This is a genomic window from Antrihabitans auranticaus (assembly GCF_016481275.1).
GTDB lineage: Bacteria > Actinomycetota > Actinomycetes > Mycobacteriales > Mycobacteriaceae > Antrihabitans.
The window spans coordinates 1247427-1262643 of record NZ_JAEMNW010000002.1 but is presented as its reverse complement, the minus strand read 5'-3'; the positions used below and the strand labels follow the sequence as shown (position 1 = coordinate 1262643).

General features: G+C 64.8%; 13 protein-coding genes. 6 read left to right on the top strand and 7 right to left on the bottom strand.

Features of this window, described 5'->3' with window-relative positions; all coding sequences use genetic code 11:
- Positions 1-24: 24 nt before the first annotated feature.
- Positions 25-1776 (bottom strand): fatty acyl-AMP ligase, encoded by a 1752-nt coding sequence (locus tag JGU72_RS13980; RefSeq protein ID WP_199684475.1) that lies wholly within the window; start codon positions 1774-1776, stop codon positions 25-27.
- A gap of 255 nt (positions 1777-2031) precedes the next feature.
- Here JGU72_RS13980 and JGU72_RS13975 point away from each other — a divergent pair, with 255 nt between their 5' ends.
- The 6 genes from JGU72_RS13975 to JGU72_RS13950 are packed head-to-tail and all read left to right on the top strand — an operon-like array spanning position 2032 to position 9191.
- Positions 2032-2829: a lysophospholipid acyltransferase family protein gene (locus JGU72_RS13975; protein WP_199684474.1), complete on the top strand. Its 798-nt coding sequence runs from the start codon at positions 2032-2034 to the stop codon at positions 2827-2829.
- 46 nt (positions 2830-2875) lie between these two features.
- Positions 2876-4492, top strand: a complete 1617-nt coding sequence (locus tag JGU72_RS13970) for an AMP-binding protein (RefSeq protein ID WP_199684631.1) — start codon at positions 2876-2878, stop codon at positions 4490-4492.
- Positions 4483-6063 (top strand): AMP-binding protein, encoded by a 1581-nt coding sequence (locus JGU72_RS13965; RefSeq protein ID WP_199684473.1) that lies wholly within the window; start codon positions 4483-4485, stop codon positions 6061-6063. Before JGU72_RS13970 ends, JGU72_RS13965 begins: the two co-directional genes overlap by 10 nt.
- Entirely contained in the window at positions 6060-7439 is a 1380-nt protein-coding gene (locus JGU72_RS13960; RefSeq protein ID WP_199684472.1) for a wax ester/triacylglycerol synthase domain-containing protein, read from the top strand. Before JGU72_RS13965 ends, JGU72_RS13960 begins: the two co-directional genes overlap by 4 nt.
- Positions 7432-8556, top strand: a complete 1125-nt coding sequence (locus tag JGU72_RS13955; protein ID WP_199684471.1) for an alpha/beta hydrolase — start codon at positions 7432-7434, stop codon at positions 8554-8556. Before JGU72_RS13960 ends, JGU72_RS13955 begins: the two co-directional genes overlap by 8 nt.
- A complete protein-coding gene (locus tag JGU72_RS13950; RefSeq protein WP_199684470.1) occupies positions 8553-9191 on the top strand; it encodes a PaaI family thioesterase in 639 nt (212 codons plus the stop codon). Before JGU72_RS13955 ends, JGU72_RS13950 begins: the two co-directional genes overlap by 4 nt.
- Before the next feature lie 26 nt (positions 9192-9217).
- Here the strand turns inward: JGU72_RS13950 and JGU72_RS13945 are convergent, their stop codons facing one another.
- From JGU72_RS13945 to JGU72_RS13920, 6 genes are read right to left on the bottom strand one after another with little or no spacing between them, the layout of a single operon-like run.
- Entirely contained in the window at positions 9218-9778 is a 561-nt protein-coding gene (locus JGU72_RS13945) for a TetR/AcrR family transcriptional regulator (protein WP_199684630.1), read from the bottom strand.
- A 38-nt stretch (positions 9779-9816) separates the two neighbouring features.
- Entirely contained in the window at positions 9817-11310 is a 1494-nt protein-coding gene (locus tag JGU72_RS13940; protein ID WP_199684469.1) for an FAD-dependent oxidoreductase, read from the bottom strand.
- Positions 11303-11680 carry a carboxymuconolactone decarboxylase family protein gene (locus JGU72_RS13935; RefSeq protein ID WP_199684468.1) on the bottom strand — a complete coding sequence of 126 codons (378 nt, stop codon included), beginning with the start codon at positions 11678-11680 and terminating at the stop codon, positions 11303-11305. Before JGU72_RS13935 ends, JGU72_RS13940 begins: the two co-directional genes overlap by 8 nt.
- Positions 11677-12564, bottom strand: coding sequence for an NAD(P)-dependent oxidoreductase (locus JGU72_RS13930; protein WP_199684467.1), 888 nt, complete (start codon positions 12562-12564; stop codon positions 11677-11679). Before JGU72_RS13930 ends, JGU72_RS13935 begins: the two co-directional genes overlap by 4 nt.
- Complete coding sequence (locus tag JGU72_RS13925) at positions 12561-13313, bottom strand: SDR family oxidoreductase (RefSeq protein ID WP_199684466.1); 753 nt, start codon at positions 13311-13313, stop codon at positions 12561-12563. Before JGU72_RS13925 ends, JGU72_RS13930 begins: the two co-directional genes overlap by 4 nt.
- A gap of 39 nt (positions 13314-13352) precedes the next feature.
- Positions 13353-14828 carry an aldehyde dehydrogenase gene (locus tag JGU72_RS13920; protein ID WP_199684465.1) on the bottom strand — a complete coding sequence of 492 codons (1476 nt, stop codon included), beginning with the start codon at positions 14826-14828 and terminating at the stop codon, positions 13353-13355.
- Positions 14829-15217: the final 389 nt, after the last annotated feature.

Genomic DNA, 15217 nt, shown 5'->3' with positions numbered 1-15217 from the left:
TCCCTGCAGAAAGTAAGTGGTCGATCAGGCGGCGGTCGTGAGGTTGTCGCCGCGGACGGTGCCGCGCATTCGAGCGACCACGGGATCGATTTCTTCGTGCAATACGGCGTCGACGCGGTCCGCGAGGAACGACGCGTGCATGGACCGGCGCTGGACTTTGCCACTGGTGGTGCGGTGCACGCCGTGCTTGTCGACGAGGACGACGCTCGGTGCCTGCACGTCGAAGGCGCGCGCTACCGCATGCTTGATCTGCCGGGCGAGGTCGGGGTAGGCCATATCGACGAGCGCCGTTTTCACCTCGTGGATCACGAGCAATCGTTCGTGCTGACCGGTGTCGACCGTGAGCACGACACCGGCGGCACCGTTGAGCGCCGGATGCAGTTCGCGCACGGATTCTTCGATGTCTTGCGGATAAAGGTTGCGGCCGTTGACGATGAGCAAATCCTTCAATCGGCCGGTTATGTAGATTTCGCCGTCGTGGCGAACGCCGAGGTCGCCGGTGCGAAGAAAGGTGCCTTCGCCATCGAGCGTCGCTTGGAACTTCTCCACAGTTTCTTCGGGGCGGTTCCAATAACCGGCGGTGACGCTGCCACCGCGAATCCAGATTTCGCCGACCCGGCCGTCCTGCACCGCCCGTCCGGTGTTCGGGTCGACCATCGCTATTTCGCAGCCGGCTGCTTTGCCGCTGCTCACGAGTCGTAGTCCGCCATTCGACGGCACGAGCTCGTTGCGCTCCAGTGCAGCTGGGTCGACCTCGAGGTAAACGGGCGCTGTGCCGGGCGTGCTCGCCGTCGCGAGCAGGGTCATTTCGGCCATTCCGTACGCGGTGAAGAAGGCGTCGGCGCGGAAGCCGTGCGGTCCGAGTTTGTCGATCGTCGCCTCGAGTGTGCGCGGGCGGATCGGCTCGGCGCCGGTGAGCGCGACGTGCAGCGACGAGAGGTCCAGGCCGTCGAGTTGTTCGTCAGGGATGCGCCGCGCGACGAGGTCGTAGGCGAAGTTCGGCGCAATGGTCATGTTCGCGCGGTGGCGGGAGATGAGCTGCAACCAGCGAACCGGACGTTTGAGAAAGGCCATCGGCGACATGAAGTGCAAGTTGCCGCCCGTGTAGAGCGGGACCAGGAGCATCCCGATGAGGCCCATGTCATGGAAGTGCGGCAACCAGCCGACGCCGATGAGAGATTCGTCGGCGCCACTGACGGCGCGCATCGTCTCGCAGTTGTGGAGCAGATTTCCGTGCGTCACCATGACGCCCTTGGGCTCGCTGGTCGAACCCGAGGTGTATTGCAGAAAGGCAAGTGAGGTCTGGTCGATAGCCGGCATGGTCCAGGTGTCCGGGTAGCCCAATTCGATCGTGTCGGTGGCGATGATGTCGACCTCGAGGCCGGACGCGGTCGCCCAGGCGCTGAGTGGACCTGCCACCTCGGCAGTGGTGAGCACCAGGCGGACGTCGGCGTCGGCGAACATGGTGCCCACGCGCTGCATACTGCGTGCGTCATGGGGGACCGGAGCGGGAATCGCTACGACGCCGGCGTACAGGCAGCCGAAGAATGCTTGGAGGAAATCGATTCCATCGACGTGCAGGAGCATCACGGGGTGCCCCGCTCCCGGCTGGGTCGTGAGCCACGCTGCCATCGCTCGGGCGCCACGGTCCAGGTCGCGGTAGGTGTAGGTCTCTTCGACGAGCTCGCGGCCGACCTGCCGGTTGTAGGTGTAGGAGCGGTTGTCACCGTGCGCTGCGACCTGAGCGCGGATATGGGAAACGAAATCGGTAGACACTGTCAGCTCTCCTTTTTCGCCGCTCGTGCGGCCAGTGAGGTAAATGCTCGCCGAATCGGCGCTGGGGATATAGGCACCCCATGGGGAGAAGTCCCCACCCTGGGGCGAGCGGAAGCACCCCACTGCGGGGTGAGCGGAGAGTTCGGTCCGCACGAGCCGAACTTGTGTCTGGACTAGTGTCCACCTACAATCGAGGTCGACCACAAAGTAGAACGTGTTCTAGTATGGGCCACAATCCAGAACAGGAGGTTCGCGATGTCCGTGCAGATTGCCGACCTCGACGTTCGCAGCGAGGCCTATGTCGCCCGCTTGCTGCCGATATTGCGTGTGGCGGTCAAAGGCTGGTTCAGGTCCGAGGTTTCGGGGATGGCGAATGTGCCGGACGGTGGCGCGCTTCTGGTGTCCAACCACTCGGGCGGACTGTTCGCCATGGACGTACCGGTGATCGCGCTCGCGTTCTTCGATCAGTTCGGGACCGCCCGCCCCCTCTACGTCTTGTCGCACGATCTCCTCTTCACCGGCATCGCGAAACAACTGATGTCGCGTGCCGGATTCGTGCCCGCCAATCGAGACAATGCCGAGCACATTTTGCGGTCGGGAGCGGCGACGATCGTCTTCCCCGGTGGTGACTACGACGCATTCCGCCCGACGGCGGATGCGAACCGCATCGATTTCGCCGGCCGGACCGGTTACGTTCGCACCGCGATCGAGTCCGGGGTGCCGATTGTGCCGGTCGTCAGCAGCGGCGGTCAGGAAGCCCAATTGTTCCTGAGCCGAGGCGAGGCGCTCGCAAAGTTCTTGAACTTGAACGAACGGATGCGCTCGAAGCTGGCGCCGCTATCGTTCGGCTTTCCTTTCGGCTTTTCGCTGGGAATCCCACCGAACCTGCCTCTCCCGGCGAAGATTCGAACAAAGGTATTGGCGCCCATCGACATTCGGGCGGAGTTCGGTGCGGACCCCGACATTGCAGAGGTCGACCGTGTTGTGCGGTCGCGAATGCAGCAGAGCCTCGACCAGATGGCGCGGGAACGACGGTTTCCCGTGCTCGGCTGACCCGATGCCCATCCTCCCGACCTTCCGAGGAAGCCCTGTGAAAGAGATGTTCAGTCGGCTCGGCCGGCTCGTCTGGACGGTTCGCGTCCTCGCTCGCAGCGGGATGCTCGCACCCCTGCGGCCCGACAAATACGTACGCATGATCGCGGCGATCCGCCGGGACGGCGTCACTCCGTTGGCCGGGATCAGCCTGTCGGCCGCGCGCAATCCCGGCGGCACGGCCTTGATCGACGAACGCGGCAGCCTCACTTGGCTTGCCCTGGCGCAACGTAGTGACGCGTTGGCAGTCGGTCTGTCGCGCCTGGGTATCGGTGTCCCGCGCACCGTCGGCATCCTGTGTCGCAACCACCGCGGCCTTGTCGAGGCACTGGGGGCGTCGACTCGGCTCGGCGCGGACGCACTGCTTCTGAATACGGGATTCGGAGCTGCCCAGCTCACCGACGTCCTTTCCCGCGAGCGCGCAGAGATATTGATTTTCGACGACGAGTTCGCGGACCTCGTCGAGCATGCACGGGCGCGAATCGACGACCTGGTTCTCGTGACAGGTTGGACCGACAACGCCCGCACCCCGCGCACCGTCGACCGCTTGATCGACCTGAACATCGGCGCGCGACCGCACAAACCTCGTAGAACCGGCCGGGTCACCCTCCTCACGTCGGGTACGACCGGTAGCCCCAAGGGTGCCCGGCGATCCGGTAGCGGTGGTGCGGGTGCGCTGGCCGCCATGTTCGAGCGCATTCCGTGGCGAGCCGAAGAACCGACCGTAGTGGCAGCTCCTTTGTTTCATGCGTGGGGATTCGGCCAGCTGGCGATCTCGGCCACACTGGGCTGCACTGTCGTGCTGCGGCGCAGATTCGACCCCGAAGCGACGCTGGCCATGGTCGATGACTATCGAGCCCGCGGACTGGCGCTGGTACCGGTGATGCTCGAGCGGATCATGAGTCTGCCGACCGAAACTCTCGACAGGTACACCCTGCGGACGCTTCGCTTCGTCACTGCGAGCGGATCGCGAATGCGCTCGGACGCAGTAACGGCCTTCATGAATCGCTACGGCGATATCGTCTACAACAACTACAACGCGACCGAGGCGGGCCTGATCGCTACCGCCACTCCCGCCGACCTGCGCCTTGCTCCCGATACGGCGGGGCGTCCGCTCACAGGTACCGACGTACGGATTCTCGACGACGAATACCGTCCGGTGGCGCGCGGCAAGGTCGGAAAGATCGCTGTTGCGAGCAAGTCTCAGTTCGAGGGATACACGTCGGGGGAGTCGCGGGCGTTTCACGGCGAATACATGATCTCGGGCGATATCGGCCGGTTCGACGACGCCGGTCGCCTGTACGTCGTCGGCCGGGACGACGAGATGATCGTGTCGGGCGGCGAGAACATCTATCCGCTCGAGGTCGAAGAGGCTCTGCACGCCCACCCGGCTGTGCAGGAGGCCGCGGTGGTCGGTGTGAGCGACAGCCGGTTCGGTCAGCGACTTGCCGCGTATGTCGTCTTGGCGCCCGGTGCCGAAGCGACGGCCGACGCCCTTGCGGTGCACGTCAAAACCGAGCTCGCAGGCTACAAGGTTCCGCGTGAATTTGCGTTCTTGGACGAGCTCCCGCGCAATGCGTCGGGCAAGATCGTCAAACGGCAGTTGGGGGACCGATGCCGCTGACTGTTGCGCAGCTGCTACTTTCGCGCAGCGAGCAGGACTCGACCGCCTTGGCGTTCGAGGACCGGACGTGGTCGTGGCGCGAGTACGTCGCGGCGAGCACGGCTCGCGCACACGCACTACGGAACATGCTGGACCCGCAGGCACCGCGGCACGTGGGACTGCTGCTCGAGAACACACCGGAAATGGTGCTGGGCCTTGCCGCGGGCGCGCTCGGCGGCTACGTCACCGTCGGTATCAATACGACCCGACGCGGCACGGCGCTGTCCGCCGATATTCGCAAGGCAGACTGCCAAGTAGTCCTCACCGACGCGAAATGCAGTGGGCTGCTGAAGAATCTGGAGCTCGACGGCATTCGTGTCATCAACACGGACAGTGACTCATGGCAGGCGGAGGTGGAGCGCCGGCGCGAGGCTGCGCCGTTGGTCGCACCGGAAGCGACGGACGTCTTCATGCTCATCTTCACTTCCGGCACCAGCGGCAGCCCCAAAGCCGTCATGGTCACGGACGCGACCGTTGTCGCGGCGGGGGAGTCACTGGCACAACGATTTTCGCTTACGTCGGACGACGTGTGCTACGTCTCGATGCCCTTGTTCCACTCCAATGCGGTGATGAGCGGTTTTGCTGTCGCACTGTCCAGCGGCGCGACGATGGCGCTGGCCCGGCGGTTCAGCGCGAGTTCCTTCCTGCGAGACATTCGCCGGTACGGCGCGACCTATATGAACTATGTGGGCAAACCCCTTGCCTACATTCTTGCGACCCCGCGGATGCCCGACGACGCCGACAACCCCTTGCGGTATGCGTTCGGCAACGAGGCGTCCGAACGGGATGTCGTCGAGTTCCGTGAGCGGTTCGGCTGCGAAGTTCGCGACGGTTTCGGTTCGACCGAAATGGCGATCGTGATTCGGCGGGTGCCAGGCACTCCGCCCGGATCGATCGGTCAGCCGCCCCCGGAAGTGGCCGTGTTCGATCGCGATACGAACACCGAGTGCCCGACAGCCCGCTTCGACGCGGCGGGCCGGGTCGTCAACCTTGCAGAGGCGGTCGGTGAGTTGGTGAACCTGCACGGTGCGGGGGACTTCCGTGGCTACTACAACGACCCCGAAGCGACCGAACAGCGGCTCAGCGGTGGAATCTACTGGTCCGGCGATCTCGGTTACCGCGACGAGAACGGCTTCGTATATCTTGCCGGTCGGTCGGGGGTCTGGTTGCGAGTCGACGGCGAGAACCTGGCAGCGGTGCCGATCGAACGCATCGTGTTACGCCATCCGGCGGTCAATCAGGTTGCCGTGTACGGGATTCCCGATCCGAACGTGGGTGACCAGCTGATGGCTGCCGTCGTGCTCGGGCAGGAGAGCGGACTCTCACCTGCGGAGTTCGAACGCTTTCTCCGGGTGCAGCAGGACCTTTCGCCGAAGGCCTGGCCGCGTTTCGTTCGTATCGTCGACACGCTTCCCGCGACCGCGACGAACAAGATCTTGAAGCGTGTCCTGATCGACGAAGGCACAAATACTTCCGACACGATCTGGATGCGCGCAGGTCGCGGGACATCGTACGACGTCAGGCCGGTATGACAGTGGAACGATTCTCGGGCCAGGAGTCCCTGCTGTGGCACATGGAGCGCCCCGATACTCCGATGCACACGCTCAAGGTTGCGGTCCTCGATACGGCGGCCCGTGGTCGGCCCCTCACGCTCGACGATCTGCGGCGCGTCGTCCCGGAGTATCTCGGGTTGGTGCCGCGTGCAACCCAGCGCGTCGTTTCGGTGCCGGGGTTCGGCGGCCGGCCGTTCTGGGTGGACGACGAAGAGTTCGATATCGACTGCCATCTCGATGAATCGAGGATTCCGGACACGAGCCGGACATCCCTCGACGCAGCGTTCGCCCGCCTTGCAGAAGCTCAGCTCGACCGGTCGCGGCCCCTGTGGGCGATGACTCTCGTGCACGGTTTGGCCGGTGGGCAACAAGCGATCGTGGTCCGCGTGCACCACGCCGTCTGTGACGGGCTCGCGGCGCTGAATACCTTCCTTGCGACGACGTCCGGAACGCCGGGTTCTGTCGCGCACGGGTGCAGGCGTGCCGACCCGATTGCAACCGATCCTCGCGAACTGCGACGGGAAGCTCTTCGTGACAGCGGACGAATGCTGCGGGGCACCGCCGCGCTGTGTCGCGAACTTGTCCGGAGCCGGGGGCGTGCTCGCGCGTTCGAGCAGCGGTCGGCGCTACCGCCGCGGCTGAACGCCGCGCGCACCAGCTTCAACACGCCCAGTGGCGCCGAGCGGGTCTGCGCGAGCTACGCCATCGACCTGGCCGATCTTCGGCACATCGCACGCGCCGGCGGGACGACGCTGAACGGTGTGTTGCACGCAGTCGTCGCCGGGGCGATGCGTGAGGAGCTGCTCACCAGGGGTGAACCGGTGACTGCGCCAGTGGTCGCAACCTTCGGTGTTTCCGCGGACCCGAAGTCGAAGCGGCGCTGGGGCAACGCCGTGGCAGCGTGCAGCGTGTACCTGCACACCCAGACTGCGGACCCGCGCCAACGCCTGCTCGCAACCGCGCTCAGCTGCTCGTCTGCCGTCGAGTTTCGTCGCCGCCTCGGCTTCGACTGCACCGAAAGGCTGTCGACCTACACTGCCCGCGCTGCGGCGAACCTGCGGCCGATTCTCGCTGACCGAATGCCGCGCATCGTCAACAACATCACCACCGCCAACGTCGCGGGACCCGACCATCGACGCTGGCTCGGCGATGTGGCTGTCGTGGAATGGATTTCGTTCGCAGTGGCGATTGCGCCCGCGGACGTGAATCTGACTGCCTACAGTTACGACGGCAGGCTGTCGATCGGCCTCGTCGCCACACCCGAGTCGATGCCCGACCCAGCCCGTTTCGTTGCTCGCCTCGGGTCGGCCGTCGGCGAACTCATGAGCGCGGTTCGGGGGCACACGTATGCGTGAACGGTTGTCGTTGCTCGCGAACGTAATTCCGCGCTCTGTCGCGAGTTCGGTTCGTGCGAGCAAGCGATCCGGCAGTGCCGCGAATCCGCCGTTCCGGCTCGGTCCCCGGCAGGTCTGCGAGACCACGCTCGACGAGTTCTTCGTCGCCGCCAGTGCTCTCGTCCGCGCGGTACCGGACCCCGCGGCCGTCGAGGCAGCGGTGGCGAAGTGCGGCAGGGCCACGGAAGAGCTTGTCGCGCTCGGTGTCGCCGGATGTAATCCCGCACCCGGCAACCTCCAGACGGTGAAGGTGACGCCACGCAGGCTTGGCACCACCCAGTTCGAGCGTCTGGACTACGTGAGTGCTCCGGACCTCCCGCCCTCCTTGCGCGCGGCGGGTCTGGCCGGGTGGGAGGTCGCGAGCGTGCGGACCATGCGCCACCTCGACGGTCCGCGGCCATGGGTCGTCTGGATCCACGGTGCAGGGCAGGGGCGCTCGGACGACCTGATCTCGCTGCGCGCCCGCCACATTCACGAAGACCTCGGCCTCAACGTGGCGCTCCCGGTGTTACCCCTGCACGGGTTGCGGCGCCGCAAAGGCCAGCTTTTTCCTAGCTTCGATCCGTTGGTGAACATTGCGACGACGCTGCGGGCGGTCTACGAAGTGCGGTCCGTCATCGAGTGGGTCACGCATCAACAGCCCGAATCGATTGCGATGGTGGGACTTTCGCTGGGGGCGCCGATAGCTGCGCTCGCCTCGCAACTCGAACCCGCAATCGATGCAGTCGGAGTTGTCGTCCCGATGCTCGACCTCCACGGCACGCTTGCCCACCACCTCGAACGTGGCGGCGCAAGCGGGCGCAGACTCGCCGCGCTCCTGCGTTCCGACGTCGTCCGCCGAGCGAGTTCGGTCGTCGATCCGATGGTCCTCCAGCCGCGCGCGACACCCCGTCGGCGCGTCGTGCTTGCCGCATCCAACGACAGGGTGACATCGGTACGCGCGGCACAACAATTGCAGGAGCGCTGGCGGTGCGATGTCCACTGGCACGAAGGTGGCCACATCGGGCATCTGATGTCGTCGGACGCGCGATCCTTCATCGACGGATTTCTTTCCAATGAGTTAGGGGTTCGGTCATGACAAACGGTGCGCCAGCGTTTCGCGAGATTGCAACGGTGCCGGAGGATGCGAGACTTCTGGCGGATCGAATCCGGGAACTGATCGACGCGTGCCTGCACAGTCAGGCGAGCAGTGCCGAACTCGGGGCCGCGACGTTGCTGATCGATCAGGCAGCCGCGCTGTTGCGCACCCGCACCCGGGACTCCACGCTCGTGGTGGCGCGTGGTGATGGCGGAGTCAGTATCAACAATGCCGTGGAGGGTCCGTGCAACCCCGTGGCGCCACCGCTGACCGACTTGAGGTACATCGACGGCGTCACCCACGCGCGGGTGGTGTTTCCCACGGCTCACGAGGGGCCGCCGGGCCGCGTCCACGGCGGGCTGGTGGCGGCGGTGCTCGACCACGCGCTCGGTCGCAACGTGGCGTGGACCATCGCGGCTGCGGTCACGGCGTCGCTGACCGTCGACTATCGCAAGGGCACCCCGTTGCACGTACCGCTCGACGTGACGGCGCGAGTCGATTCGGTCGACGGTCGAAAAGTGTTCGCGTCGGCGGAGATCCGGCACGGCGCCCTGGTCACCGCTGAGGCGAAGGCGACGATGGTGCTCGTTGCGGGACTGCCGTCGATCGCGCCGGTCGTTGCTTCGTTCGATTGACGGGGCGTGCTTGGACCGGCACGAAGTCAGTCGATCAACAGATGCGCGGACTTCTCGAGTCGATCGGCGATTTCGGAGTACGACGCATATCCCATCCCGGCCCGCACCAGCGCGCCTGCGTAGAGCGCCTCGAGCAGTTCGATCAAGTCCGGATCGGTGTCGGGACCCAACGCGGCGACCAGTCGACTGCGAATTTCCACGCCGATGCGCAGTCGCAGATGCTCGACATCCGGGTCGCGTCCGAGTAGTGCGCTGGTCACAGCGCCTGCAAGTTCGGGTTCGTCGGCAACGAGCAGTGCGATGTGACGCAGCACCGCGACGATTCGGTTCTTGCGCACGGGATCGTCGTTCGACGGCGGTGGTGTCGCAGACAAGCGCCGCCAGAATATCTCCGCGAAGAGGTGTTCTTTCGACGAAAAGTACGTGTAAGCAGTCGCCGCTCCGACCCCGGCTTCGGCGGCGACCATCCGAACGGTCAGTCCCGCAAAGCCTTCACGGCGGAGTACGTCGACCGCTGCCTTGGTCAGGCGGTCGACGGTATCGGCTTGCTTTTCGGTGAGCCGTCGCCGAGTTGCTTCGAGAATCACGGGTTCAGACACGTGTCCAGACATTACTGCAACACCACCTAGTGAACAACTCCGGTGCGAACTCCGTCTTTCGCTGCTGCGGCTCCCGCGCGCCGTCCGTAGAAGCTGCCGTCACCGAGCGATGCACCGCTCACGTAACCGCCCGCGCACAGACCGGAGGTGCACCGACCGGCAGCGAACAGGCCGGCGATCGGCTCGCCCGACACGTGGACGACTCTGCCGTCGAGGTCGGTCCGCAAGCCGCCCAACGTGAATCCCGCTGTGTGCCCGCGGTGGTCGAACGCGGCGATCGGTGTACCGATCGGCTTGACCCACTCCGGCTTCTTGCCGAGCAGGGGGTCCTTCCCCTGCGCAGCGTGCAAGTTGTACGTGGCGATCGTCGACTGCAGAGCGGACTCCGGGAGGCCCATTTCCGCCTCCAGCTCCGCCACCGATTCGGCGACCCACTTCGGCGTCGTCCGGAAGAAGCTGGTCGAGGTCTCTGTCTCCAGCGCCGCTTCGTAGGATTCCTCGTCGATCACCAGGAAGGCCTGATTGTCCTGTTGCAGCAGGGTCATCTGGCCGATCCGGCCGGGGTAGGTGTCTTCGGGTACGTATCGCTGACCTCTGCCGTTGACCAGAATTCCTCTGGCCAGCAACTGCGGATCGCCGAAGAACGCGACCTCGGTGGCGTCCATGTGGACGAGGTCGGCGCCGAGGGCCTGCGCGACGCGGATGGCGCGCCCGTCGTGTTCCTCGATCGCGGCACCCGGGCGGCCGATGAGGCGCGGCGCATACGCCTCGATCATCTGCTGGTTGTACGCGAAGCTGCCGGTGGCGAGAACGACTCCGCGCTTGGCTTTGATCGCGATCTCTTTGCCGTACCGCTTCGCAAGCACTCCGACGACGCGGTGCTCGTGGTCGACGATCAGCCTTTCGATTCGGATGTCGTATTCGGTTCGGACACCGAGCTTTTCGGCAGTGTCGATGAGCGGCTTCATCAACATGTAGCCGCCCCCCTTCTGCCCAGTGCGCTTGTTCGCCATTTGTGGAACGTGCCCGCGTGGCGCGGGCTGTGCGATCTCGTTGAACGGCGCCGCGTTTTCGCCGCCCGAGTACATGAGTCCCTCGTCGTGCGGCGGCTCCCAGCCCGGTTCGCCCCAGAAGGCTTCACGGAACGGGACGCCACAGGAGACGAGCCAGTCGTAATGGGCGACCGAACCGTCGCAGTAGTCCTTGATCTTGGCTTTGTCGGCTCCGGGTCCGACAGCGGCTTCGAGAAAGCGCGCCATGTTGTCGGCGGAGTCGTCGAACCCGAGGGCCTTCTGCAGCGCCGTACCGCCGCCGAGATAGATGAACCCGCCCGCCAGCGACGCCGCACCGCCCCAGCCGCTCGTGCGCTCGAGTACGAGAACACGTGCGCCTCCGTTCGCCGCCTCGATGGCCGCGGACACGCCCGCGATGCCGTACCCCGCGACGACCACGTCCGCGGTCATGTCCCATTCGGAGATATCCTCCGCGTCGACCGGAGTCACGTTCGATAGGTCAGTCATCGGCTGCTCGCTTCTTCTTGGCTTCGGCAAGGACTGCATTGACGGTCTGGTCGAGCTTGGTGCCAGTGGGCCAGCCGACGTAATGGGTAAGGAACAACGCTATTTCGCGGAGTTGGTCGGCATCGAACTCGTCGTTGCGCAGCGCCGCACCGAGTTGGATCTTGGCGATGTCCATATTCCCCTGCGCCGTGACCGCGCCCAACAGCAGGAGGCGTCGTTCACGTATCGTCAACGCGGGGCGAGCCCAGATTTCGGCGAACAGATGGTCGATGGTGACGGCGAAGAAGTCACCGGGTACGTCGGCGGGCAGATCCCACCCGTAGACCTTCTTCATCATGTCCAAGCCGCGTTGCCGAACCTCGTCCGTCATGTGTGCTCCCCTTCGGTTTTCGTTGACCCGACCCCCAAGCCGGCGCCCAGTCCATCGAGTGCGATTCGAGCGAGCGGCAGATCGACTCCCAGTCTGTCCCCGAGGCCGAGGGCAAGGGCGAGATCCTTCTCGCCGAGGTTGCGGACGTGAGTCATGATCGGATGCCAGAAGTCGTCGGCTGCGATGTCGGAGGTATTGTCGCGCAGCATGATCGAACCTGGTCCGCCGGTGATGCGATCGGAATGCCGGACGACCTTGCCGAGCGCAGTGATGTCCAGCCCGGCGGCTTCCGCGAGGCGTTGCGCTTCCGCTGCCGCGGTGAAGGAGACGAAATGAAGCAGGTTGCGGGCCAGCTTCATTCGTGTGCCCGCGCCGACTTCGCCGGCGTGGATCACCAGATCGGCCCAGTAGCCGAACGGTTCGCGGACCGCCTCGTACGCACCGGTGCTACCGCCCACCATCACCGCGAGCGCGCCTTTGGCGGCACCGGGAGCGCCACCACTGACGGGCGCATCGACGAATTCGATTCCGCTCTTTGCGCATTCGGCACCGAGTTCGACCGCTGTCTGATCGCTGATCGTGGAATGTACGGCAATGACCGTGCCCGGTGCGGCCGCCTGCAGGATTCCGTCGGGTCCGGTGATGACATCTCGCACCTGGGCGTCATCGAGGACCGTTATCGAGATGACCTTTGCGGTGGCCGCGACATCCTTGCTCGAATGTGCAACGGTCGCACCGGCTTCGCGGAACGGCTCGGTCGCATCCGGCCGCATGTCGCACACGACGAGACCGCCGGGCCAGTCGACGAGCCGTGTGGCCATCGGCGCACCCATGTTGCCCAACCCGATGAACCCGACTGGTTCGCGCACAGTGCTTTCGGTCATGACCGGAAGATCTGTCCGCCGTCGACGTTGAGAATGTGACCGGTTACCCAGGCGGCATCATCGGACAGCAGATACAGGCAGGCGCCGACAAGGTCCTCCGGCGTGCCGATTCGGTGCAGCGGCAGCTTCTTCACCATGTCCTCGACGATGGTTCCCGGTGTGACTGTTCGAGTGGCCTCGGTGTCGATGGGGCCCGGCGCGATCGCGTTGATCCGGATGTTCGAACCACCGAGCTCCAGTGCGAGTTGCTGTGTGAGTCCATTGATCCCGACCTTCGCAAGGCCGTAGAAGCCCGAATAGACCCATGCTGCAGTCGAGGACTGATTGACGATCGATCCGCCGCCGCTCTTGCGCATCGGCTTGTAGACGGCCCGCGTCACGTTCAGGGCACCGTCCATGTTCACGCTCATGAACTTCTTGTAGTAGTCCCAGGGCACGGTCAGCAGGAGGTCCAGCTTCATGCCGCCATAGATCGCGGCGTTGTTGACCAGGTGGTTGATCCCGCCGAACTCGGCGACCGTGAATTCCGCGAGCGCGGCGGCAGAGTCGACGTCGGCTACGTCGACCTCCTGGAAGACCGCGGTGCCGCCGTCCGCATTGATCTGTTTCGCGGTTTCCTTGCCGCCCTCGACATTCAAGTCGGCGACGACGACGTTGGCGCCTTCCTTTGCCAGGGCTGCGGCGTAGACCGCGCCGATACCCTGTGCCGCACCGGTGACGATGGCAGTCTTACCTGTGAATCGCGACATTCGATGTGCTCCTTGCGAGTGCTGTTCGGTGGATGCCTGTTAGCCGGCCGAAGCGATGAGCTTCGTCTCGAGGTACTCCTCGAATCCGGCGACTCCCATTTCCCGGCCGATGCCGGATTGCTTGTATCCGCCGAAGGGGACGTCGGCCGAGTACCAGACACCGCCGTTGACGCTCAGCGTTCCGGTCCGGACTCCGTCGACGACCTTCTTCACGCGTTGTGGATCGGAACCCCATACGGAACCGGAGAGTCCGTACGGTGAGTCGTTGGCAATTGCAATCGCGTCGGCGTCGTCTTCGTAGGGGAGTAGAACGAGGACCGGGCCGAAGATTTCTTCCTGTGCCACAGTCGAACTGTTGGAGACGTCGGTGATGAGCGTCGGCTCGAAGAAGTGGCCCTGCTCGAGGCCGGCCGGTCGACCGCCACCGCACACGATGGTCCCGCCCTCAGCCCGCGCCAGCCCGACATATCGCTCGACGCGGTCGCGCTGCTTCTTCGAGATGACCGGTCCACACACGGTTCCCGGTTTGCTCGGATCACCCGCGCGGATGCTTCGCAAAGTGCGTGCGGTCGCTTCGAGGGCTTCGTCGTATCGGGATCGCGGTACCAGCAGACGCGTCGAGAGTGCACAACCTTGGCCCGCGTGCACGCAGACGGAGAAGGCGGCGACGCTGCACGCACTCGCGACGTCTGCGTCGTCGAGGACGATGAACGCGGATTTGCCGCCGAGTTCCAGGAAGACCTTCTTGAGGCTTGCTGCGGCGGCGACCATGACAGCTTTTCCGGTTGGGGTGGACCCCGTGAACGACACCAGATCGACTCGTGGATCTTCGGCGAGCTGGGCACCGAGCCGATGATCGTCTGAGGTGACGATGTTGACGACACCGGGTGGAATGTCGGTCTCTTCGGCAATGACCTTGCCGACGAGCGCCGCGCACCAGGGCGTATCGGGGGCAGGTTTCAGGACGACCGTGTTTCCCGCGGCCAGAGCGGGACCGAGCTTGGCGAGATTGATCTGGTGCGGGAAGTTCCACGGTGTGATCGCGCCGACCACGCCGACGGCTTCTCGTCGCAACGTGCGCCGTGTGCGGATCCCCATGGGTTCGGCGACGCCGAGATCGGTTTCCCACGAGTATGTTTCGGCGAGGTCGGCCGCAAATCCCAGGTCCGCGATCGGGCCCTCGAGTTGCGGGCCGCCCGTCAGCATTGCCGGCGCGCCGACCTCGGCAATCGTGATTTCCCGAAGCTCGTCGGTGTGGGCGACGAGGGCGTCGCGCAGTTGCCGAATGCAGCGCGCGCGGAAGCCGTGGTCACGGGACCAGTCGGATTCGTCGAACGCTCGGCGTGCGGCTGTAATCGCGCCGTCCATGTCTGCTGCTGTGGCATTGGCGGCGTAGCCGAGGACAGCTTCGGTTGCCGGATTGTGCGTAGCGAAGACACCACCCGAACCAGGCACCAATTTGCCGTCGATCAGCAGGAGTGACGCTTCCGACTCCGCCGGTCGCAGGTTGTTCATGCACTACTCCCTGATTTGCTGGACATGTGTCTGGACTATAGTTCGGTCTATGCTCCGGCGCAATGATCTGTACTGGACAACGGTGAGTGCTGCTGCGTCAATCTGTAACACGTTCTACCTCACGACGCGTGCAAACGCTACGTCTGTACAGCGGATCCGCCGGGTCCGGGTCCGACCGTGCGCAGGCGGCCGACCTTGAAGTCAGTTGTGCGAATCAGCCACATTTCGTGGGGATTGGTTCATGATGATGGAAGGTGAAGCAGTGCGCAGATCATCGACCCGGCCCTGGGGCGGCGCTGCGAAGGAGTGCTTTAGGATTCCGATGGAGAGTACGTGTTCTAGTTTTTCCGGGGCTCTGCTCGCGGAAACGCACGTCGGGGTGAAGCTGG